Annotated in this window: 18 protein-coding genes; 5 read left to right on the top strand and 13 right to left on the bottom strand. The window is 69.4% G+C overall.

The window, feature by feature from the left end; genetic code table 11:
- Positions 1-6 precede the first annotated feature (6 nt).
- Genes LZG04_RS11115 through LZG04_RS11070 form a run of 10 tightly spaced genes read right to left on the bottom strand, consistent with a single transcriptional unit; the run spans position 7 to position 9,429 of the window.
- The gene (locus LZG04_RS11115) at positions 7-978 is read right to left on the bottom strand and encodes an aromatase/cyclase (RefSeq protein WP_233815754.1); all 972 of its coding nucleotides are present in this window, start codon (positions 976-978) and stop codon (positions 7-9) included.
- Positions 978-1,763 (bottom strand): SDR family NAD(P)-dependent oxidoreductase, encoded by a 786-nt coding sequence (locus LZG04_RS11110; protein WP_233815753.1) that lies wholly within the window; start codon positions 1,761-1,763, stop codon positions 978-980. Before LZG04_RS11110 ends, LZG04_RS11115 begins: the two co-directional genes overlap by 1 nt.
- 17 nt (positions 1,764-1,780) lie before the next feature.
- The gene (locus LZG04_RS11105; RefSeq protein WP_233815752.1) at positions 1,781-2,026 is read right to left on the bottom strand and encodes an acyl carrier protein; all 246 of its coding nucleotides are present in this window, start codon (positions 2,024-2,026) and stop codon (positions 1,781-1,783) included.
- Positions 2,027-2,031: 5 nt separating this feature from the next.
- The gene (locus tag LZG04_RS11100; RefSeq protein ID WP_233815751.1) at positions 2,032-3,243 is read right to left on the bottom strand and encodes a ketosynthase chain-length factor; all 1,212 of its coding nucleotides are present in this window, start codon (positions 3,241-3,243) and stop codon (positions 2,032-2,034) included.
- Complete coding sequence (locus tag LZG04_RS11095; protein WP_233815750.1) at positions 3,233-4,501, bottom strand: beta-ketoacyl synthase; 1,269 nt, start codon at positions 4,499-4,501, stop codon at positions 3,233-3,235. Before LZG04_RS11095 ends, LZG04_RS11100 begins: the two co-directional genes overlap by 11 nt.
- 54 nt (positions 4,502-4,555) lie before the next feature.
- The gene (locus LZG04_RS11090; protein ID WP_233815749.1) at positions 4,556-5,716 is read right to left on the bottom strand and encodes a class I SAM-dependent methyltransferase; all 1,161 of its coding nucleotides are present in this window, start codon (positions 5,714-5,716) and stop codon (positions 4,556-4,558) included.
- 22 nt (positions 5,717-5,738) lie between these two features.
- A complete protein-coding gene (locus tag LZG04_RS11085; protein ID WP_233815748.1) occupies positions 5,739-6,062 on the bottom strand; it encodes a muconolactone Delta-isomerase family protein in 324 nt (107 codons plus the stop codon).
- A 39-nt stretch (positions 6,063-6,101) separates the two neighbouring features.
- The gene (locus LZG04_RS11080; protein ID WP_233815747.1) at positions 6,102-7,343 is read right to left on the bottom strand and encodes an activator-dependent family glycosyltransferase; all 1,242 of its coding nucleotides are present in this window, start codon (positions 7,341-7,343) and stop codon (positions 6,102-6,104) included.
- Complete coding sequence (locus LZG04_RS11075; RefSeq protein ID WP_233815746.1) at positions 7,331-8,389, bottom strand: hypothetical protein; 1,059 nt, start codon at positions 8,387-8,389, stop codon at positions 7,331-7,333. The genes LZG04_RS11080 and LZG04_RS11075 overlap by 13 nt, the downstream gene beginning before the upstream one ends.
- Complete coding sequence (locus LZG04_RS11070) at positions 8,386-9,429, bottom strand: acetylserotonin O-methyltransferase (RefSeq protein ID WP_233815745.1); 1,044 nt, start codon at positions 9,427-9,429, stop codon at positions 8,386-8,388. Before LZG04_RS11070 ends, LZG04_RS11075 begins: the two co-directional genes overlap by 4 nt.
- Before the next feature lie 325 nt (positions 9,430-9,754).
- Between LZG04_RS11070 and LZG04_RS11065 the strand changes: the two genes are divergently transcribed.
- Complete coding sequence (locus tag LZG04_RS11065; RefSeq protein ID WP_233815744.1) at positions 9,755-11,197, top strand: MFS transporter; 1,443 nt, start codon at positions 9,755-9,757, stop codon at positions 11,195-11,197.
- Between the two features lie 568 nt (positions 11,198-11,765).
- A complete protein-coding gene (locus tag LZG04_RS11060) occupies positions 11,766-12,308 on the top strand; it encodes a TetR/AcrR family transcriptional regulator (protein ID WP_233815743.1) in 543 nt (180 codons plus the stop codon).
- A gap of 135 nt (positions 12,309-12,443) precedes the next feature.
- Here the strand turns inward: LZG04_RS11060 and LZG04_RS11055 are convergent, their stop codons facing one another.
- On the bottom strand, positions 12,444-12,776 hold the full coding sequence (locus LZG04_RS11055; protein ID WP_233815742.1) for a hypothetical protein: 333 nt from the start codon (positions 12,774-12,776) through the stop codon (positions 12,444-12,446).
- Positions 12,777-13,685: 909 nt separating this feature from the next.
- On the opposite strand from LZG04_RS11055, the gene LZG04_RS11050 reads away from it, so the two are divergent.
- Both LZG04_RS11050 and LZG04_RS11045 read left to right on the top strand, forming a co-directional pair.
- Positions 13,686-14,192 (top strand): hypothetical protein, encoded by a 507-nt coding sequence (locus LZG04_RS11050; protein ID WP_233815741.1) that lies wholly within the window; start codon positions 13,686-13,688, stop codon positions 14,190-14,192.
- A gap of 1,013 nt (positions 14,193-15,205) precedes the next feature.
- Entirely contained in the window at positions 15,206-16,210 is a 1,005-nt protein-coding gene (locus LZG04_RS11045; protein ID WP_233815740.1) for a hypothetical protein, read from the top strand.
- Between the two features lie 955 nt (positions 16,211-17,165).
- Here LZG04_RS11045 and LZG04_RS11040 read toward each other — a convergent pair.
- Positions 17,166-17,621: a hypothetical protein gene (locus tag LZG04_RS11040; RefSeq protein ID WP_233815739.1), complete on the bottom strand. Its 456-nt coding sequence runs from the start codon at positions 17,619-17,621 to the stop codon at positions 17,166-17,168.
- A 552-nt stretch (positions 17,622-18,173) separates the two neighbouring features.
- On the opposite strand from LZG04_RS11040, the gene LZG04_RS11035 reads away from it, so the two are divergent.
- Entirely contained in the window at positions 18,174-18,593 is a 420-nt protein-coding gene (locus LZG04_RS11035; RefSeq protein WP_233815738.1) for a hypothetical protein, read from the top strand.
- A 205-nt stretch (positions 18,594-18,798) separates the two neighbouring features.
- On the opposite strand, the gene LZG04_RS11025 is transcribed toward LZG04_RS11035, so the two are convergent.
- Entirely contained in the window at positions 18,799-22,875 is a 4,077-nt protein-coding gene (locus LZG04_RS11025; RefSeq protein WP_233815737.1) for a BTAD domain-containing putative transcriptional regulator, read from the bottom strand.
- Positions 22,876-22,964 lie beyond the last annotated feature (89 nt).

The raw sequence follows: 22,964 nt of genomic DNA, 5'->3' as shown, positions 1-22,964 counted from the left end.
GTTGGATCATCTCCCGTTGTTCCGCTCGACGAATTCCTTCAGCAGGCCCAAGGTCGCCCGGCTGTTCGTGCTCAGCGCGCACGTGATGAAGTCCCTCGCCGCGCCGACGGAACGGGCCTCCTCCGGCAGCCGTTCGAGCCCGTCGGGGTTCAGGACCACCGTGTGGCTGGACTCGACCACCGTGCGCCCCTCCGCCTCGGTGAACGACCAGCGCCCGGTGTGCCCGGCCAGGAACGGCGGGAACTCAGTCTGCTTGTACACGATCGCGTGGTCGGTGAAGCAGACCCGGTACGAGGCGGTCCGGTGCGTGGAACCGTTGCTCGCGACGGTGTCCATCTCGAGCAGTTGGACGTCCGGTGCGACGACGGTCAGGGCGACGCTCGCGACGTGGGGCAGCTTCCACCGCCATTCGTCGGCCCGGTCGATGAACTCGTAGGCCGCGTGCCGCGGTCCGACGACCTCGACGCTGTCGGAGAAGTCGAACACGAGCTCCTCGGGGCTCACCGCACGCGCCGCGGCGGACGCGAGGGAGGCCAGTTCCCGGTTGCTGTTGGTGTCGACCGCGCGTTCGATCCACGACAGCGCCGCCGGGTCGTCGTCGACGGCGGAGAACTCGTGACCGAGCAGCACGGCGCAACTGTCCGCCGACAGCGGTTCGACCGCCCACCAGCCGCGCATCGCGGCCACCGGCTCCTGCGGCACCTCCTGCGCGAAGTCGACGCGCATGCCGACCGGGTCGAGCCGCCGCATCGACGTCCACGTCTTGACCGTCTCGTTCGCGGTCGCCCACAGCCGGATGCGCTGGTCGCCCCCGCCCAGTTCCGACGACTCGGCGTGGATCGTCGGCGGGAAGATCACCGGCCACCCGCGGACGTCCGCGAGCAGTTCGTACACCGTCGCGGCCGGGGCCGGGACGGTGGTCCTGTGTTCCGTGCGAAGGCCGCCTGCTTCGTTGCTCTGCATGTCACGTCCCAGCATCAGTAGTTCCCGAGCCCGCCGCACACGTTGATCGCCTGCGCCGTCACCGGGTCGGCCGAGGTCGACACCAGGTAGCCGACCAGCCCGGCCACTTCCTCGGGCGTGGTGTACCGGCCGAGCGGGATCTTGGCGTTGAACCTGTCGAGCACTTCCTCTTCGGTGGTGCCCCACACCTCCGCGTACCCCTTGCGCACCCGCGCGGCCATCGGCGTCTCGACGTACCCCGGGCACACGGCGTTCACCGTGACGCCGGTCTTGGCCAGTTCCAGGCCGAGCGCCTTGGAGAACCCGACGACGCCGTGCTTCGAGGCGGAGTACGGCGCACCCAGCACGACACCCTGCTTGCCGCCGGTCGACGCGATGTTGATGACGCGACCCCAACCGGACTCGAGCATCCCACCGTTCTTGAGCACCTCCCTGGTCACGCGGAAGACGCTGTTGAGGTTGGTGTCGATCACGTCGGCCCACAGCTCGTCGGGGATGTCGGCAGTGACGCCGCCACCGCTGCGGCCCGCGTTGTTGACGAGGATGTCGATCCGACCGCGCCTTCCCTTCGCCGCCCGCACAAGCTCCCGCACGTCGTCCGCGTCACGCACGTCGCACGGGCTCCCGGTGACGTCGAGGCTCTCGGCGACCAGTTGCCCCACGACGTCCTCGACCACGTCGGCGCGCCTGCCGCACAGGTGCACCGATGCGCCCGACCTCGCCAACTGCCGCACGACGGCCAGGCCGATCCCGCTCGTGCCACCGGTGACCAGGGCTGTTCTCTCCGCTGTGTTCGGCATTTCCCGACCTCCAGGCACTACGCTGCGTTGATCAGTTCGACCAGGTCGGCCAACGTGGTCGCGTCGAGCAGCTCACCCTCGTCCACCTTGACCCCGTAGTCGCGTTCGACCTTGGCGACCGCCGCGAGCACGGCGATCGAGTCGTAGCCGAGCTCGTTCAACTCGGCGTCCACACCGCCCGCGGCGTCGCCGGGGTCCGGCGCGCCCGCCACCTCGACCAGGATTTGCCGGACGTCTTCGATCGTGACCCGTCGTGCGGGCACAGGAATCACCCCTCCGTGGACCTGACGACCATCACCGAGTTGAACCCGCCATAACCCCGTGCCACCACGAGCGCGGTCCGCACGTCGAGCGCACGGGGTTCGCCGACCACCAGGTCCAGGACGTGGTCCGGGGCGGGCGCGCTGTTGACGACGGGAGGCACGACGCCGTCCCGGATGGCGAGCAGCGCCAGGGCCAGGTCGAGCACCGGACCCGCGGAGCAGAGGCGGCCCACCATCGTCTTGGGCACTGTCACCGGAACGCGCCGGGCGCCGAACACCTCGGCGATCGCCGCCGCCTCGCTGTCGTCCAGCTCCGGCGTGCCGGACCCGTCCGCGAACACGACGTCGACGTCGCCGGGCGTGAGCGCCGCGTCGGCCAGCGCGAGCTCGATCGCCTTGCGGACCCCCACCGCGGCGTCACGGGCCGCCTTGCCGTCGAAAGTCGCGGCGTGACCGACGATCTCGCCGTAGCCGGGTACCGCGTCACGGCGTTCGGCCGGACGCAGCACGAGCATCGCGGCGCCTTCACCGGGGACGTAGCCGCACGCCCGGCGGTCGAACGGCAGGTAGGCCCGGTCCGGTTCGGTCGCGCGGCTGACCCGGTTGTTCGCGAGTTGGGCGACCCAGCCCCAGGGGCACAGCGCGCTGTCCGCACCACCGGTGATCATCAGCTCGTGCCCGGCGCGCACCAGCCGTCGTGCCTGTGCCACCGCGTCGAGCCCGCCTGCCTGATCGCCGACGACCACTCCGGCCGTGCCCTTCAAGCCGTGCCGGATCGAGATCTGCCCCGTGTTGACCGCGTAGAACCAAGCGAACGACTGGTAAGGGCTGACGTACTCCGGCCCCTTGCTCCAGAGGCTCTCCAGCTCGCGCTGGCCGAACTCGAAGCCACCGGCGCCGGCGGCGGTGACGACTCCCCCGCCGAACTCCGGCACGGTGGCCAGGTCCACCTTGGCGTCCCGCACCGCGCTTTCGGCCGCGACGAGCGCCATCCGGGTCATGTGGTCCGTCTGGGGGATGAGCCTGCCGGGGATGTGCTGTTCGGCGGCGAACTCGGACACCTCGCCCGCGATCCGGGCCGGGTAGCGGGTCGCGTCGAACCGGGTGATCGTCGACAGACCGCTGCGCCCGGCCAACATCGCCGCCCAGACGTCTTCGGTGCCGAGGCCGTTGGGTGTCACCAACCCGATCCCGGTGACCACGACGTTATCGCTCATCACGCCGCCCGCTCGTCAGGACCATGGCGCTCTGGAACCCGCCGAACCCGCTGCCCACCGTGAGCACGACGTCGGTCCGGTGCTCGCGCGCGACCACCGGCACGTAGTCCAGGTCGCACTCGGGATCGGGGTGTTCGAGGTTGGCCGTCGGTGGCACCACGTCGTGCTCCATGGCGAGGATCGAGGCGACGATCTCCAGCGAGCCGATCGCCCCGAGGGAGTGCCCGATCATGGATTTGATCGAGCTCACCGGCACGTCGCGCGCCTTCGCGCCGAGGCTCTTCTTGAACGCCGCCGTCTCGTGGCGGTCGTTCTGCTTGGTCCCGGAGCCGTGCGCGTTGACGTAGTCGACGTCCTCGGGCGCGATCCTGGCCTGGTCGAGCGCCGTCGTGATGGCGTGCGCCATCTCGTGACCGTCCTTGCGCAGGCCGGTCATGTGGTAGGCGTTCGCCGTCGAGGCGAAACCCGCTATCTCGCCGCGGATCCGCGCACCGCGCCGCCGCGCGTGGGCCACGCTCTCGAGCACCACCACCGCCGCGCCTTCGCCCAGCACGAAACCGTTGCGCGTCCGGTCGAAGGGCCGGGACGCCATCTCGGGGGTGTCGTTGCGGGGTGTGGTCGCCTTGATCGCGTCGAAGCACGCCAGGGTGATCGGCGCGATCGGGGCGTCGGTCGCCCCCGCGATCACCAGATCGGCCTTGCCCTCGCGGATGAGCGCGGCGCCGTGGGCGACCGCGTCGATACCCGAGGTGCACCCGGTGGACACGACGCAGACCGGTCCTTGCGCGTCGACCAGCCACGCCACCTCGGCGGCCACCGAGCTGGGCACGAACTGCTCGTAGAGCCGGGGAGAGCCGTAGTCGTGGTCCACCAGCCACGACCGACCGCTGTCGCTGACGATCCGGTACTCGGCGTCCAACGACATCGTCGCCCCGACCGCGCTCCCGATCACCACCGCGACGCGGAACGGGTCCGTGCCGGCGAAATCGGCGCCGCTGTCGGCCACGGCCTCGCGGGCGGCGACCACGCACAGCTGGGCGAAGCGGTCCATCCTGCGCAGCTCGCGGGGGGAGAACCCCATCGCGGCCGGGTCGAAGTCGATCTCGGCGGCGACCTGCGACCGGAACGGCGCGGGATCGAAGAACGTGATCCTGCGGGTCGCGGTGCGTCCCTCCGACAGCAGGGACCAGAAATCCGCCGCGCCGATGGCGCCCGGCGCGACCACACCGAGGCCGGTGACAGCGACTCGTTGAGACATCCTCACCTCATCTCTCGCGGGACGGCGACGGGTTGCGAGCCCGCCGGCCGGTGCTCAGGCGAGTCCCCGCCTGGGGATGAACCGGGGGATACCGCCGTCGATGTTGACGCCCTTGCTGATGAACGCGAGGTTGCGGTAAACGCTCAGGCCGGTCACCCACGACGCGACGCCGCCGTCCGCCACTCCCGCCGCGACGTGGTGCTCCTCGTGGTGCAACGCGTCGACCAACTGCTTGATCAACCCGACCGACGTGGCGGGCCCGGCCTCCGCCGCGTCGTCCCCGCCGTAGCCCGGGCAGTAGGACGTCCACATGTCCTCGATCACGTAGATCCCGCCGGGCCTCAGGTGCTTCTCGAAGAGGACTCCGAACGAAGTGCGGACGTGCTCGTTGACGTGGCTCCCGTCGTCGATGACGATGTCGAAAGGTCCGTGCTCCGTCGCGACCCGGTCCAGCCACTCCTCGTCGTTCTGGTCCCCCCGCAGCGTCTTGATCCGCGGTTGGTCGAGGCCGGACTTGTCGAAGATGTCCATGCCGAAGATCACCGCGCGCGGGAAGTAGCGGCGCCACATCAGCATGGACCCGCCGCCGGTGTCGCGTCCCTCGAACCCGCCGACCCCGATGTCCAGGATGCGCAACCGCTCGTGGCGGCGCCCGGCGAGGTGCCACTCGTAGTGCGGTGTGAACCAGTGCAGGCCACCCCACTTGTCCGACAGGTAGCGCGCCGACAGGTGGCCGAGGTCCGGTGCGGGTGCGTCGACACCGGACAGCACCGCCGCGGTGGCCCGTTGCGAGTACAGCACCGACTCGAGCAGGCCGCGGTCCGCGGCGGCGTCGTGCGACTCCTCGAAGCGGCTGCGGATCGCCCGTCGGACGGGCCGCGGGGTGCGAACGGTGCCGAAGACGTCGCGGACCAGATCGGCGATGTCGTAGGTGATGACGTGCACCGCGTTCTCGCTGGTGCCCTCGGAGTGCTCGATGCGCCCGTCCGGCCGCACCTGGAAGACGTAGCTCAACGGCTGGGTGCCGGTGAGCTCCAGCACCACGTCGAACGTGCGGTGCACGTTCGCGGGATCGGCGCGGAACACGATCTCCTCGACCAGCAGTCGCGCCACGCGGGCGGCGCCGAGGTCGGAGATCGTCCCGCGCAGCTCGTCGTCCCCGGCGTCGGCCGCGCCGATCAACCGCTCGATCTCGTCGAGGCCAAGCTGGTCCACGATGTGCTCCTTCGTTCTGTCGTCACGCCTCGGGCGCGGTGGTCGCGGCTGGTTGCTTGCCCCACGAACCCGGGTCGAAGCTGGTCCGGGAGGCGAGCGGGATGATCTCGAACTGGAGGTACTTGCTGACCGGGTTCGCGTAGAGCGCGCCGAGCAACTGCTCGTGCGACTCGACGTCGTAGATGTTCAGCCCGCCCTGGGTACCGACCCGGATCCAGCTGTGCCGGATCACTCCCTCGTCGATCAGCTTGCGGTGGTAGTCGAAGCCCTGCGGCAGGATCTCGAGGAACTCGGGCAGCACCTGGCTCGCCGGCAGCGGTGCGACGAGCACAGCGAAAAGGGCCATGTCACTCCTTCGGTCCGGCACCGCGCCCGCGCGGTGGTGTCACTTCGCCATCTCTTCCAGTCGCAGCACGACGTCGGCGGGCGTCGGCTGGGCCCGCACGCTGTGCTCCAGGCGCCGCGCCGCGGCCCGGAAGCTCTCGTCGGACAGCACGGTCACGAGCCCGTCGCGGACCGCGGCCGGACCGGCCTCGGCGGGCGTGAGGTACAGCCCGGCGCCGAGGTCGGCGAGCTGCTTCCCGCGGAAGACGTTGTCCCACAGGGTCGACACGACGATCTGGGGCACGCCCGACACCAGCGCGCTGGCCCAGGTGCCGGCACCACCGTGGTGGATGACCGCGTCGCAGGTCGGCAAGAGCGCGCGCATCGGCACGAAGTCGACGAGGCGGACGCGGTCCGGGACCGGGCCGATCCCGTCTCGTTCACCGGTCCCGACCGTCGCCACCACCTCGACGTCCAGTTCGGACAGTTCGGCGATCACCGCTCGGACGTCGACCGGGTTCGCGTAGTCCCCGCCGCGAGCCGTGATGCCCATCGTCAGGGCGACCCTGGGCAGGTCCGGTGGTTCGCGCAGCCAGTCCGGCACGACGGACGGCCCGTTGTACGGCACGTAGCGGCCGGGGATGACCTCCCGGGGCGACGGCAGCCTGATCTCCGGCGGTGACAGCTCGATCTGCCACTGACCGAAGAGGAGGTCCTCGTCGAACACCCCGCCGAACGCACCGATCTCGGCGGCCAACCAGTCGCCCAGCGCGTCGTCGCGCCGCCACGGCGGCTGTCCGGTCAAGGCGGCCTCGACGTCCTGTCGCATCCGGTGGAACAGGTCAGGGCTCCAGACCAGGCGGCCGTGCGGAATACCCTTCGCCGCGCCGACGACGGCACCGGCGAACGTGAACTGCTCCCAGATGATCAGGTTCGGCTGCCAGTGATCGGCGTAGTCCGCCACGTCCCGGATGAACCGGGTGTCGTTGGCGGGCGCGTAGAACGTGCCGGTGAGCACGTCGTTGGCGCTCAGCACCTGCTGCGGCGGGTCTCCGCGCATGCCGGTGAAGTCGACGCTCGCGTAGAAGTCGACCAGGTCCGCGCCGAGTCGACCGAGCAACTCGGCGTGTCCGTCACCGGAACCCACCGGCACCGCGACGAGACCGGCGCCCGTCACGTGGTCGACGAGTTGCGGCTTCACGGCGACGTGCACGTCGTGCCCGGCGGCCTCGATCGCCCACGCGAGCGGGACCATCGTGTTGAAGTGGGCTGCCACCGGCACCGAGGTCATCAGGACGCGCACGGTCGCCCCGCCTCGTGGTCCGCGGTCGTCATGCCCAGCCGGATGATGGCCCGGGTCACCGGGGTGCGCAGTCGCCGGACCGGTTCGCCCGCCGGTCGGAGGCGACTCGCGTGTGCGTTCAGGGACGAGCAGATCGCGACCGCGACCGCGATCGCCCACCGGGCCGGACGGGGGTGGGCCCGGACGGCCAGCGCCCCGGGCCGGTCGTGGTCCTGCCCGGGCCGGGCTTCGCCGTTCAGGACGAGGACCCGCGTGCCGGCGTTCACGCGGTGGCCGGCGAGGTCCACGGGTTCCCGGGCGAACAACCTGTGCAGCCGCACCGGCGGGTCCTGGAGGAGCACGTCGCCGACGAGCGCGGCCGGGTCGGTGACGGGCGCGTTGCCGAGCATCCGTCGTGCCGCGTTCGTGGTGAGGTTGACCGCCATCTCGGTGCCGAACACCGCGATGTGGATGAGGTCCGCTCCGCACAGCTCCCGCAGTTCCCGCAGCGAGTCCTCCAGTGCGCGCGCGTCCACCGTCCGCGGCGGGCACACGGCCGCGTCCATTGCCGGGCCCGCCTGTTCCGTGAGTTGCAGGAGACGCCGCGGCTCGGCTCCGAAACCCAGGCCGGCGCGGAGCAGGCGCGCGACGACCGGCCTGATCACGTCCGCGACCAGGTCGGGCTCCGCCGGGAGCCGATCCCCCAGGGCTTCGCCGACAGCGGCGTCCACGTCGTCCTGGTCGACCGCGGGCTCCGGCAGGACCGGTGGTTCGGCGCGGATGACGTCGTCGACGACGTCCAACGTGTACTGCCCGGTGCCGTGCTCACCGGGCGCGCTCGCGAACCGCTGGTCGCCGATCACGTCGAACGGCACCGCGCCGTCGACCAGGGCGAGCGAACCGTCCCGGCACCGGTACACCCCGCCCTTCGGGCGCACTTCACCGCCGCTTTCCTCCTCGGCCAGCAGCGCTCTCGCCACGAGGTCCCCGTGGAAGGCGTGGACGTGTTGGACGGCCCGCTCGGCGAGCAGGAGCGTGCCGATCCGATCGCTGCCGGGCGAGGTCATCGGGCGTCCCCGGCGACGACTGGGACCGCTTCGATCACGGCGATGTCGAACCGCTCCAGCCGGCGCGCCCCGACGACGTCGAACCCGGAGTCGGCGCAGAGCTTCTCGAAGTCCGCCCTGCTGCGTTCCCTGCCGCCGAGCGCGGTCATCATGTTGAGATCGCTCAACCGCGAGTAGACGCTGCCGGACGCCGCGGCCGAGTCGTCGAGCAGCGGTTCGAGGATGATCAGCCGCCCGTGGTCCGGGATGGCACGGCGGCAGTTGACCAGGATGCGGCGTGAGGACTCGTCGTCCCAGTCGTGCAGCACGCTCTTGATGAGGTACACGTCCGATCCGGCGGGCACGTTCTCGAAGAAGTCACCGGCCGTGACGGTGCACCGGTCGGCCACACCGACCTCGTCGAGCGTGGCCCTCGCCTGCTCCACACCGGCCGGCGTGTCGTAGACGGTCCCGGTCATGTCCGGGTGCGCGGCGAGCACGTTCGCCAGCAGGGTGCCGTCACCGCCGCCGATGTCGGTGACCGCGGCGCCGCGCGGGAAGTCGTAGCTCTCGGCGACCTCTTTGCCGATCAGCCGCGAGCCGCCGCGCATCGCCAGGTTGAGGCTCCGGTACAGCTCGGGGTGGGCGGTGAGGTAGCCGAAGAAGTCCGTGCCGTTGCGCTCTTCGAAGGCGCACTTCCCGGTCAGCACGGAGCTCTTCATCTCCCGCCAGCCGACCAGGTCGCCGATGTGCGCCGTGGTCAGCTTCGCCAGGTCGGCCAGCGAGTTCGGGTCCGTCGTGCGCAGCAGTTCGCCGCTCGCGGTCAGACCGAAACGCCCGTCCGCGTCCTCGGTGCAGAGTCCGAGGGCGACCAGCGCGCGCAACAACCGGGTCAGGTTCAGCGGGTCCGCACCCAGGTCGCGCGCCAGCTCGGCAGGCTCGGTCAGGCCGGCGTCGATCTTGTCGGCGATCTCCAGGTCGAGCGCGACAGCCAGCGCCTGACCGGTGACGTTCGCGTACAACAGCAGGAAAACGTGCTCGTAATCGGCGCTCGAAGCCATCCTTCTTCCCCCGTTTCGTCTTGTCCACGAAGGCTAGGACCGGCCCCTCGATCACTCCTGGAGTCGCGGAAGAGCAACGGAAGAGCAGCGGTTCACCCCCTTCCGCCGACCATCGCGACCGCCGCCGGAGCCGGGCCACAGGCGATCGATCACCGAACCGTTCACGCGGACCTCCGGGTGGCGCCCGTGAGGTCTCGTGCCCCGCGCCGGCGGGCAGCCACGAGCCCGCCGACCGCGCACCGGGGCGGTTGCACCGCGATCCACCGATGTGCCACTCTCTCGACCAACTGGTTGGTTGAGTTGCCTACGAGTGAATTGAGACGACGTGAGTGAGACGAATCACCGGGCCGCCGTGGACGCGCCCTCGCCCACCACGGCGGAGCCCGGGCGCTTCGCCGTCGCCGTGCTGATGGCGGCGGCGATGATGGACCTGGTCAACGCCACCCTGGTGAACACCGCGCTGCCCGCCATCGGACGCAGCCTGCAATCGGACGCGTCGGCGTTGCCGTGGACGATCTCCGCCTACCTGCTCGGCTTCGCGGGCACCTTGATCATCTCGGGGCACCTCGGCGATCGGTACGGTCGCAGGCTGGTCTTCTGCCTCGGCACCGCCTTGTTCGCCGTGACGAGCTTGGGCTGCGGCCTGGCCGGGTCGGTCGGCGAGCTGATCGCCTACCGGGGCGTCCAGGGCATCGCGGCCGCCATGATCGCGCCCCAGGTCCTCGGTACCTACCGGACGATCACGAACGAGAAGAGGCGTGCGGCCATCTTCGCCGTCTTCGGCGCGGTCGGCGGGATCGCGGCCGCGGGCGGCATCGTCCTCGGCGGGGTCTTGGTGGATTGGGACCTGTTCGGCTGGGGTTGGCGCACCATCTTCCTGATCAACGTTCCGATCATGGTGTTCATCCTGGTCGGCGCGGTGCTCACGGTGCCGAGGCAGGCCAAGGGCGAGACACGCCCGAGGTGGATCAGCGCGTTGTTGCTCGCCGCCGGTCTGGTGGCGATCGTGCTTCCCCTGGAGAACGGCCACGCGAACGGGTGGCCGTTGTCGGGATTCGCGTGGCTGGCCGCCGGTGTGCTGGCCATCGCGGGCCTGCTGGTCGTGGAGGCCCGAACCCGCCAGGACGACGCGCTCTTCCCCGCGGACGTGATCCGGAGTGTCACCTTCGTGGCCGGCCTCGCGATCCAGACACTGCTCTTCGCGGCGATGACGGGGTTCTTCCTGGTGTTCTCGCTGTGGCTGCAATTCGGTCAGGGGTACCAGCCGACCGAAGCCGGCCTGGTCATCGTCTGCTACAGCGTCGGCACGCTGCTCGTCGCACCGGTCGCCCCGGTGCTCGCCGCGAAGTTCGGCGGCCGGGCGCTCATGGCGGGCGCGGTGTTGCTCGCCATCGGCACGGCGTGGACCCTGGTCGAGGTCGACGGCTCATCGGCGCAGACCGGCACGTGGTCGCTGGTGCCCGGTCTGGTCGTGGCCGGCGCCGGCCTCGGCCAGGTCTCGGTCCCCCTGGTGAACCTCGCCCTGAGTTCCATCCCCTCGAAGTGGGGAAGCGCGGCATCCGGCATTTTCGCCACCAGCCAGCAAGTCGGTTCCGCGCTCGGAGTGGCGGTCGTCGGAACGGTGTACTTCGCCAACGCCCACTCGGGCGCCACCGACGCGCTGGTTTCCACGTGGCCGTGGCTGATCGGCGGGTTCGCGGCCACCGGCGCGCTGACCGCGCTCCTGCCCCGGCGGCCCCACGTGGCACCCGCGACGAACGCCGCTTGAGGGCAGCACCGGTGCCCCGCCGATCGCACGACCGTGCCGTCGTCGGATCCCGGGCTGGGGATCACCGCGACACTCGGGTGCGGGGCGGCCCGCACCCGGCGTGCACCGGCGGTCCGGGTCCGCGCCGGGTGCGGGGCGTCGGCTGTCGCCACCACCCCGGCCGCAGCGACCCGGTGAGCCCCGCCGCCCGTCGGCTTCCGTCCCGTGCGCCGGGCACAGCCCGGCCGAGGACGCCGGTCGTCGGCGCCGCAGGTCACTGTCACGCGATCCCGACCATCCCACCCGGACGGTCCGGCACGGCCCGCGCGCGGTCCGGTGCTGCGGCGGTCCCGTCAACGGCCGTGACCGGACGCCCGACCGGCCTCCGACCGGTACCGCCGCCGTGATGGACGATAATGTCGTGACGATCAAGCGGTCCAGCCGCCGGCACCGGGCCGGTGAACGGGAAGTCCCGCCCGTCCGGGCTGGACTTCCCCGCCCCGCGGGTCGTCGACGCCCGTCCTCCGTGGACGGACTTCGGGTTTGCGGAAACGTCCCTCGGTTGACCGGTCAGGCACGGAGGTTAGCGATGCGGGAACGAGGCGGCCGACGGGCGGCGATCGTCCAAGCGGCGTTTCGCCAGGTGGCCGAGGTCGGCTTCGAAGGGCTGCGGCTGCGTCAGATCGCCGAGGACGTCGGCATCGACCACTCCACCCTGCACCACCACTTCCCCGGCAAGAGGGAGATCGTCGCCAGCGTCGCCGAGTACACGATCGGCCAGTTCGCAGCGGTCCTGCCGGAGGCATTCGACCCGGCGGAGAGCCTGCGCGGCTACCTGGCGCACCTACGCGAACTGCTGGAGCACTCCCCCGCCTTGTTCGTGGTGACGGCCGAGTTGGACCTGCGCGCCCGACGTGATCCGATCGTCCGGGCGGTGATGCAGGCCCACGAGGCCAACTGGCGCCGGTCGTTGCGCGACATGCTGGCCAAGCGGGACGACTGGGCACCGGGGGTCGATGCCGGCGACATCACTGAGCTGATCATCGCCGTGGTGAAGGGAGTCCAACTCGCGCCGGAGGCGGCGGACGCCGCGTTCGGGCAACTCGACGCCCTGCTGTCGGGAATGGCGTGAACAACCGCCTCAGGGCATCGAAGGAAGCCCAGAGGACCGTCGATCCCGCACGAACTGCCGGCCGCCGAAGAGCTTCCGGTCGCCGCACGAGACCTTCACCGGCGCGCCGTGCAACAGCGCGCCGGTGACAGCCGTTCACAGCTGACGGCGACCTCGACCCCGTAGTCGAGCGCGGAGCACGGCATACCGGGTGCCGGTGCCCAGGTGCCGCTCCCGTCGGGCTCGAACGCGACCTTGCCGGGTGGCGTGGCGTCCGCGGCCGGACGACGGACCGTGGACGTGCTCGTCGCCCTCGAACATCCACCGCCGGTCGCGTTCGAGCAGTGGCACGTGAATGCGTTCGCGGCTGGGCACCTTCGGTGTGCGGACGGCGGGCAGGCCCAGGTCGTCGACCACCCAGAGCGCTTCGCGGTCGATGCCCGACCGGGCACGTTCGGCGGGCAGGGCGGTACGGCGGAGGTCGCTCATGGTTTCGGTGGGCTCCATGCTCGTGCAGGAGGCGTGGTGCGGCACATCGCCTCGGGACCAGTGGCGGGCGGCCCGCACCGATCACGCGGTGCGGGCTTCGAGCGGCACGGCGGAGGGCGGCGGGGAGTGACTCGAACCCGCCGTCGGACTCTCCGGTCGTCACTGGTCACTGGTGCATGTCGGCCATGATGTTCAGCCTGCCTACCACCGGTCAACGGAATTTCGGGAAGCTCTCGGCTCGACCCGGCCGGGCGCAGCACGCGCCCCGTCGACACCGTCCCCGCCGCTCCGAACCTTGACCCGAGGCTTACGCGAAGAACTCTTCACGTTTTGACTGTCGTGCGGCCATACTGCGGATTTTCGCAGCCGCGCACCACGACGCAGAACGGTCGGCCCGGACGTCGCACGATCCTCCGCTCACGCGAAAAGTCGACCACGCCGCGCCCGGTCACAGTAGTGAGGCGCCGACCTGCGGCGATCGGGTAGGAGCATGATCGCGAGGCGTGGCGCTACGGCCGCCGTCCCCGGTCGTCGGCTGGTTGATGCCGCTCGCCCGGCCATCGGCGGCCAAGGACGTGGAGCTGCTGGTGCTGCGGCATGAAGTCGCCGTACTGCGTCGCACCACGCGACACCGACACGTGTTTGCTGGAGTCCGTGGACAGCCCGAACTGAGAACGGCCTGGACATGTGCGACGCCGGACCACTCCACACCGTCTGAGGTTGACGCGCATTCTACTCGAACTCCTCCAGTGCACATCGCCACGAAGGGTGAAGCGCCATTCCGACGGGTGCGCATCGACCTGGTCTCCCACCTAATGTCTAACTCTTTGCGGTGACACCGTCCACCGATGGCATGGAGGTCTCCGGTTTGCCCGTAGAGCCCGCTCCGGTGGAGCTAACCTTCAAATCATGACAAAACTACGACAGCGCGCACTGGGCCTAGTCTTCGCCATCGTCGCAATATCGACTTCGACGGCCGCCGTGGCCACTGCGACCGTCGTGCCCGGTAGCCGGCCTGGAAGCGCGCATGACGGGAACGGCTCACCGCGGGCAACGGACATCTGGGCGGATGTGTACTTCGACAACACTTACCACGCAGAAGACGTTCGCGCGCTGTACGTCAAGTTCACGCATACGTACAAGCCCACGAAGGAGTTCGGCGAGAAAACCGTGAAGAGCGGAGAAAAAGTATTCCTATTCAGGGTCGACACGAGGGTCGGCGACTGGCGGCACGACTACTGGTACATGTCGGGATGGATAAGTCGCTGGAAATTCGAAACGAAGACGAACTTCTACTGCGACCTGAAAGAGAGTGACCACAAGGGCGAGGTGGTCCTGTCGATCACCAACGGCCCAGCATTCAAAGTGGCGCCCCCGGTGTCGAGTTCTTGCAAGACCGCACTGTACGGGAGGTGACGGGTCGACCCGGCGAGGCTGCCTCGGTTATTGGATTCCCGGTGCCCGGCTCTCTGACCACTGATCGGGCACCGGGAACTTCACACGTTCCGGCCGCCACTGGCTTGGACCATGGCGGCGACGAGGGATAGTTGATCTTTGGCGCCGGCACCGTACTCGTGGCCCGTGCGTCGTCACCTGCTGCTCCGACAGCAGGGCGACAAAGAACGCGGAACCGCTCGTGCTGCCGCAAGAGGACGATCCCCCGTCGGCGGCTCGCGGGTCCGGTCCGCTACGAACCGAGGTCGGTTCCCAACTCGCTGCCCTCCAGGTTGGTTGATCGACAGCGAGGGCGCGAGGCATTCTCGATCACGCCCGACACCCTGCTCGCGTGGCACCGCAGGCCCGTGGCGGGGGTGGGATCACACCGCGCGTCGACCGATGGTGGACACCATGGGATTCTCGGCGGAGATGCTGGTGACGCCGACCGCGAACGCCTACACCACCACGGGGTCATGGTGCGGCCGGCCCGTGATCCGCCTCAGCAGCCGTCGACTCACCCAACCTCAGTAGTCCGGGAACAGCTACTGACGAAGTCCCACAAGTCCCAGTCCTTCTCGTGAGAGAAGTCGCTTCGGGGTGAGGCCTTCGGCCCTGGGTACGCGGAAGTGCGGGGAAGTCGACGAGTTCATCCCGACAGGTGCCTGGGAGCCGCGACCGATCGATCCACTTCGCGTTCATGAACATGATTCGGGGGCATGGGCGTACCGGCGTGTTCGCATACGGGTGCGATACGACGTGGTGACACCCCACCGCCAACCCTGCCGATGCCACACCGGGTGTCCGTGGCCGCGAAAACCACCGTATCGGAGGCAACAGAGTAACGACGTGTGCCATGTTGCGATCACCTGCGGGCGGATCTCCCATCAGATCGCGAGCACATCGACTCGCGACCACACTCCACAGAGGACGTCGAAATGAGATCTTCGGAATTCAGCCGTCGGACGCGGCCCGGGCGCAGGCTCGTCGCCGCGGTGACCGCCGCGCTGATGACCTGCCTCGTCGTGCCTTTCTCCGCAGCCGCCGAGCCGCGGACCGAGCCGTTCGACCCGCATCCCACGCTCAGCCCTCAAGCCACCGGGCACGTCGACGACATCACCTCTCCGTCGCAGGACAACCGCCGGCCGGTCTGGGCGATCGCGCACCGCGTGCTGATGGCTTACGGGGTGGACGCCGCGGCCAAGCACGGCGCCAACGCCATCGAAGTCGACGCCTGCCCGTCCTGGAGGCGCAGTACGTGGGATGCCGACCACGACTGCACCGGATTCCCCTCCAGCCGTGGTGATTCCATGGCCAAGATGATGGAAAGGGCCGCCCACCACAAGGACAAGCTGGCCTTCGTGTGGCTGGACCTCAAATCTCCTGACTACTGCTCCGACCCCCGCAAGTACCGGTACTCCTGCTCCATGGCCGGCCTTCGAGACATGGCGCGGAGGATCCTCCTCCCAGCGGGAGTCAGCGTGCTGTACGGCTTCGGCGCGGGCGCCGCGGGCGGGAACGGCTGGAACGACCTCTTGTCCGAACGACTCCTGCCCGGAGAGGCCGTGGCCGTGTCCGGCACCGTCCAGAACGTGCTGTGGGCCCTCGCCAAGCACAACACCGACGCGGGGAAACGCAAACAGTTTCCCGCCAACCGCACGGTGATGGACCACGGCCTGTTCGAGCTCCGCTTCAACTTCGGGGACTGCGAGAACGACGGAAAGATCTGCGCCGAACTCCGCCGGGGGTCCGAATGGCGCGACAAGGGTGCGTTCTCGCACACCTTCGGCTGGACGATCGGACCCGGGGACAAGGCGTTCGCGTACAACCTCCTCGGCAAGGCCGACGTGAGCGGACTGATCTATGGACGCGCCGCGAAGCACTACACCGATGAACAACCGGTACGTGACGCCCTCGGCTACATCACCACGTGGTTGAGCGAGAACAGCGGCACCCACCGGTTGGCCGTCGCCGGCCAAGACCGCCCATGGTTGACGTAGCCCATCGACATCAGCGGAAGTGAGCCCTTGAACAGGCGTCGGGCGCCACCCGGGGTTGGAGGGCATTCCTCCGTCGATGCGGCGGTAGGGATCAGGGGTGGTGCCCGACGGGTTCGACGCCGGCATGGCCGACCCGTCCCAGCGTCGTCTCCGCGACGAGGTGCGAGCCGGATGGCAAGATGCCTACTCGCCGAAGGGCCTCGGATCGAGGTTAGGGTGGGCGAAGGTCACCGCGAACGACGTCTACGACTGAGAGTGCGGCGGCGGTTGTGGAACATCACGAGGTACTCGAACAGGGCGTTGGCCAACTCGAAGCGGGTGTGCCATCATCGGCGGTCGAGCAGTTCGGTCTGCACGCGTCCCCAAAACGATTCGATCATGGCGTGGTCGTGGCAGTCGCCGATCGAACCCATCGTGGGTAGAAGCCGAAATTCCTTGGCACGCCCGGTGAAAGTCCATGACGTGACTGGACTCCACCTCCGCGGATTCGATCTGGAAACCCTGCTCGACGTGCCCCCAGGGACATCGTCACCGACGCCGTGGCCTAACTCCACCTGGCCGAGTACGGCGATCTGGCCTCCCTGCGCGGCAGACCGGCTCGATGCAGAGCCTGTGCGTTGGCCCTCCACGTCTGCCCGGTCGACCGGGCCACGGGCAAGGGGACCATGTGATGAGCGACAGAACCGACGAGTCCGGCGTGGTCGACGTGTGTACGACTCGGCCGCCGGCGTGGTGCCTCTTCCGGGTGCAGGTGCAGTGGACGGTCGTGTCCGTTCGTCGGCCGCGACGGTGGAAGCCTCGGCCAACGGCCCAGGCCGCTGGTTCGACATGCGCGACTGGCCGGAACCATCGGGCCGCGTGGTTTGGAACGAGAGACCTCGCTCCGATCAGCCCCCACTTCCCTCGGCCTTGAAGCCGACGGTGGCGGTCTGGGTGTTCGCCGGGACATCGGGAATCAGCGGTTCCCGTTGCGATTGGCCACGTCCTGGACGTTGACGAGGCCGACCTGAATGTTCTCTATGGCCGTGGATTCCGCAACATCCTGAATGACGGCGGGCTTGTCCTTGGTGATGTCGCCGACCTCGTGGGCGTCGTAGTCGTCGGTGGCGCGGGCGGTGGTCTCGCGCGTGCCGTCGGGGTCGAGGTGCACGGAGTCGAGGATCTGCTGGGCGCCGGGGATGTCGGTGATCCGGTGGGCCATGCAGGTGCCGTCGGAGCGCGGTGGGAGTGGCTCGTCCGGGGTGAGCAGCTGGATGGTCAACTGGTAGGTGGTGGCCCCCGTGGCCTTGGCGCACAGCACCACCCGCAGGTGGTCGATGTTGTCCTCGTCGGTGGTCTGGAACACGATCCGCTCGACCGGGATGTCCTCCATTGCGGCTGCGGTGGTGGTGACGGTGAGGGCGGCGGCCAAGGCGAAGCCCTCGGCTACGGCGGTGCGGACGGATCGCATGGCGTATCACTTCCTGTCGGTGCGCGGACCCCAGCGTCAACGAAGACGGAACGGACGGCGGCACGGCGGCCGCCGAGGAAGTTCTGGAAGACCTCCAGCAGTCCGGGTTCGATACCGTCATCCTCTGGAGCCTCCACCTCGCGGGCGAGGCGGAGGCCGCGACATCCGGGCTCAAGGAAGGCGACCTGATCTACAACGACAAGCCCGTGGTGTCGGACGGCGAATACGTGGCCACCGGAAGTGGCCCGAACTGGTGAAGCGGTTGACGTCACCGGGACTCGGGGAGACCACGACGGTGAGGCGGGTCGAGATCTCGGTCGGCTCGTACTCGACCGACTACAAGTCGGCGGACTGGGTGAAGATCAAGAACTTGATCGACCGGAGAGACGGGGACCAGGAGGACTCCGTCCTCTACCGCAACTTCCGGGTCCTCCTGGCCACGCTCGGGGTGACCGTCTCAACAGCGATGACGAGACGTGCTACGACATGCCCTCGACGGTGAAGTTCGCCAGGATGGCGAACAGGATCGGGTACCGGAACTTCACCGTCGTCCCCTACACCCGGCGGGGCTACTGGACAGAGGTCAAGGACCAGCTCGGCTCCTTGGTGGACCGCGTCTACCTCCAGTGCTACGCAGGCGGCGATCACAACGCGCACAAAGAGGCGTTGGACGAGTGGGCCGCGGCCATGGGCGGCATGCACCTCGACCCAGGCTTGTGGTGCCGGCACGGTGACGACTGCGGCAAGGACCGCACACCGGACCAGGTGCGGGAGAAGCTGAGGACGTGGGCCGACGCCGGAGCGAAGATGTCCGGCGGCTTCATCTGGTACTACGACGACATCCGCAAGTGCGAGCGGAAAACCGGCTTCACGGCCGAGCAGTACGCCGAAGCGGTCAAGACGGCCACCGCCAAGCCGCTGCTGCATTCATAGCGACTGACAAGCCGGCGGCAACTGCGAGACTGGCCCCAGGCCGGCGTGTGGCCTGCGCAGCACGAGGCGCTGCTGACCATCTACGAACTTCGGGCCGGCCGGACCTGGCGTCGTGGTGGGTCGACACTGCCTCGACAGCGGTTGCCGCCCGGGGCAGGGCCTGAGCCTCGGATAGGCGCACATGGGTCCACGCTTCTCCCCACGGTCAGGCGCTCAGGATCTCCGGGAACTCCTGCGTGCCGAAGCTGCGGTCGTGGTTTCGGAGCAGGGCGAGCAGGTGGGCGCGCACACCCGGCCGGTGCTCGGCCTGGCTCAGCGCCTTCAGTGGCTCGCGTGCTTGGGCATAGTTCCACTCGGCGGCCGCCTCGGTGATCACTTCGGCGATCGGCTCGTCCAACAGTTCGCAGGCGCCGATGAGCTTGCGGACGGCCCCGGCGCCACCCGAGACGCACAGCGGCAGGACCGCGTTGCGCAGCTCACGCCGCCACAGTGCCGGCTCCCAGCCGAAGAAAGTGCCGGTCCCGGCCGCAGCGAGGTAGTCGAGCAGGAACCTCCCGGAGACACGTGGTTCGTCCACGGCGAGCAGGGCCAGGTAGTGGCAGACGATGGCGAAGTTGCGGCCGTCGACGTGCACGGCCTCCTCGTCGAGCTGGTGCAGGCCCAGCGCCCGGATCACAGGCCAGTGCTCGGCGTTCGGCGGCTCGCTCCGGCCGAGGATGTACATGACGGCCAGGGCCGCGGCGCCCGCGACCGCGGTGTGCGGGGCGTCGTCGCCTCGGCTGGCCACCGGGATCGGGGCATCGGGGCTGATCTCGACGAACCGGCCGAGCCAGTCGACCTGGTCCCTGACGTTCCCGGTCGGCGTCTGGTGCCACAGCGCCGCGATGAGCGCGGCGAGCAGCTCCAGGTCGTGGACTTGGTCCAGGACGGCCCGCAGCTCGGGCCACGGCATCCCGGTGTCGATGGACGACATCAGCTCGGCGAAGAACCCGACGCCCGCGGCCTGCTCTTCACTGGAACCCGTCATGAGCTCCCGGAAGTACCGCAGCAGCTCCGGCGCGTGGCGGTTGACCCGGCTCTTGGTCGCCGAAGCAGAGCGGACGATCGTCGTGAGGTCCGCGGTGCGGCCTGAGGAAATCGCGATGCCCAGGACCGCGTCGAACACCTCATCGGTCCTGGGCAGGTGCGCGGTGCGCGTGGAGAAGAAGACGTCCAGCTGCGCGTCGGACAGCTTTCGGACGCCACGCTGCACGTGCCCGACGAACCGCTGGGCGGACGGGTGCCCGTGATCGGCGGCGACCGGGCTGAGCCGGAGCAGCGCATCGCTGCTGTCCCAATCCGGAACTCGGAGCGGCAGCACCCTGTACAGCAGCCCCTGGGGCAGATCGGCCTGGGTGAGCACGTCGAGCAGGAGGCCCGTGCGACCGGTTTGAGCAGGGCGCTTCTTGATCTCGGCGAGAGAGGCCGCAGCAGCCTCTTCGAGTAGCGCGGCGGCGGGTGAGCTGGAGCGGAGGACATTGGGCAGCAGGGTGACTCGGACGAGTTCGCCCAGTTCGTCGTCCGGCCAGTCGAGCAGGCAGTCGATGGTGGTCCGAGCGTGTTCGCCGTCGAGCCGGACGAGGAAGTTCTCGATCGTCCGCACGGTCAGGAGACGCTTGGTGGAGGGCATGGGCGGCTCGTTCGCGCGGACCCGGTGGAGGAACGCCTCCCATGTCTGGTGATCGTTCCAAGCGCCGTTGCGCTCCCACTCCGCGGCGTTCACCCGAGCGAACGCCGTGATCACGCTGTGGGAATGCTTCTCCGCGGCAGCAAGCACTTCGGCGACTCGGCCGACCATATTGTCGCCCCCGACCGCCGACCAGTTGTCCGCGAGGAGGGCCAGCTCGTCGGGCACCGAATCAGTGGAGTGCTCGATCAGGTGCAGCACCACCGTGCGAAGCAGGTTTCGTGATTGCGGTACGACCGCGAGCAGGCTTTCGAGCAGGGCCGAGCGGAACTCGGAGGAGTCGGTGTCCCGCACGGCTTGGAGCAGGTCCAGCTCGTGCAGCGCGTCTGCGACCTCGTCCGGTGCGCGCATCGCGGAGCGGGTGAAGGAACGTAGCACGGCGGCGCGGCTGGTCGGTTCCTCCTGCGCCCGCCAGAGCACCGTCAGCTGGTCGACGATGTCGTCCGGGCATTTGCCCGCGATGGACGGCAGCTTCCAGGTCGCGCGCTCCAGCGCCGACGCGCCCGCCTTGCCCAGCGCGGTGACGGGGTCGTCCAGGAGGGCTGGGTGGTGGGCCCAGGCGACCGCGCCGATTGCCTGCACAGCCTGGCTGTCGGCTTCGAGCAGGGCGTGCACGGCCCGGCGGGTTTCGGCGCGGAACAGCGGCTGGTCGCCGCAGAGCACCAGCACCTGTTCGAGCACGGCGCCCACGAACAGGTCACCGCCGTGTCTGCACGCGCGGTCGACGAGGGGGCCGATGGCCGCAGGGCCACGCCGGTCCAGCAGTCCTTGGGCGGCGGCGAACTCGAACATGGTCTGGTGGAAGAAGCCCGCGTTGGCCCCTCCTCGGATGAGGACGCCGCGTTCGACGAGGACGTCCAGCTCCTCCCGCAGGGCGGCCCGGTCGACGTCAGCCCCGGCCGCCCTGCCCACAGTGCGGGCGAAGGACTCGTGCGGCACCTCCGGCACTCCCTCGGCCAGCAAGCCGATCCCGGCGCAACCGGCGGTCGCGGTCAGGTTGTGCGTGGCGAGCGCGCGTCTGGTCGTCTCGCTTTCGGTGCGCGCGTCCCTGACCACTCTGCGCTCCCAGTAGTCCAGGAAGAGGCTGGTGACGTCCAGATCCTTCAGGTCGGGCAGCACGGGCGTGGCCAGGTCGAACAGCACGCGCAGCAGCAGCGGGCTTCTGCACACGTCGGCGGCGGGCAGCTCTCGCGCAGTCGCGCCGCGCACCTTCGTGATGGCCTCCTCGACGGGCACGTCAGGGCAGTAGCGGGCGACGAGCGCGGTGACGGCGCGCTCCAACTCGGCGTCGTCGTAGCGCTGGAGGTCGCAGCGACTCAACCGGGGATGGGTGAGACTGGCGGCTTCTTGGGGCCGAGTGGAGTAGACGCCGGTGCAACCCGAGGCGTGGAGGGCGTTGAGCACGCGGTGAAGGAGCTCCTTGGCACCATCGTCGTGGAGCATCAGGTCCGCGGTGTCCAGCAGCAGGATCGGCCTGCGCCCGGCTGCGGCCAACTCGCCGAAGGGCTCGGTGATCATGCCCGCGTCGCCCGCGCGCAGCAGCCACGGCGCGGGGACCAGGACGGGTTCGAGGTTCGGCACGGCGGACAACCGGCGGTGCAGTGAGTTCAGCAGGGTGGTCTTGCCGGATCCGGCTTCGCCGACGACCGCGAACGGTCTGTCCTCGCGGGGACCCAACAGCGCGTCGAGCAGGCTGGCTTCTACGGTGCGCTCGATCCGGAGGTCGGCGTCGACGCTCACGTCCCGTGCGTAGGTCTCGGAAAGCTCCAGCAGATCACGGACGCGGGAGCCCCGTGCCGGTCCGCGCGTGGAGGCTGGGTGCTCTGTCGAGGGGACACCTGCGGCGAGGCGCTGAATCTTCCGCAGCACCGCCGGGGCGCCCTCCGCGTCGGTGACGAGCCGCACGGCCGCTTGCGCCCACCGCGTGATCTCGTCGCTGCGGCCCTGCTCCGCCAGCGCGCGGACGCCGAGTAGGAGGAATTCCTCGGCGGGGTGAGTCTCCAGCAGCGCGGTCACCTCGATGAACGCTCGTCCGGCGTGCCCGGCGTCGACCATCAGCTGGAGGCGTTCGCTTTGACACTTGCGGAATTCCTGCTCCATGGCCAACCTGCGGGCGCTCACCCAGGGGTTCGGGTCGTCGCCGAGGTCGGCCAGCGGCGTGCCCGTCCACGCGGCCACCGCCTCGTCGAACAGGGCTGGGTCGAGCAGGCGGCGCGCCTCGTCGAGGAGCTTGAGGAATCGGTGGTAGTCGACCGCGTCGTGATCGACGTACAAGCACAGGGTCTTCGCCCTGCTGTCGTACACCAGCTGCTGCGGGTTGCCTCCGGCCCGCCCGATGTAGCCGCGAATGTTCCCGGCGTACTCAACCAGGGTTTTGTGCGGATCCTTCAGCTTGGCATCGGCGGACCACACGCGGTTCACCAGGCCGTCGAGCCGAAGCGCGACGCCGGGGTTCAGAGCGAGTGCGGCGAGCAGCAGCCGCTCGGGGCTCCGGTCCAGCCGCAGCTCCTCGTCGCGACCGAGGATCGTGGTGCTGCCGAGCAGGCGGATCTTCACCGACGTCCTCCAGCGTCGCGGTGACGCGCGGGTGTCGCAGCGGCGTTGCGCGGTTCGGGTGATGTGCCCCGCGAGGACGGGAAGACCGA

This window comes from Saccharothrix sp. S26, from assembly GCF_021390395.1.
In the GTDB taxonomy this organism is placed as follows: Bacteria; Actinomycetota; Actinomycetes; order Mycobacteriales; family Pseudonocardiaceae; genus Actinosynnema.
Note: the sequence above shows the minus strand (reverse complement) of the source record. Positions and strands in the feature narration are given on the sequence as shown.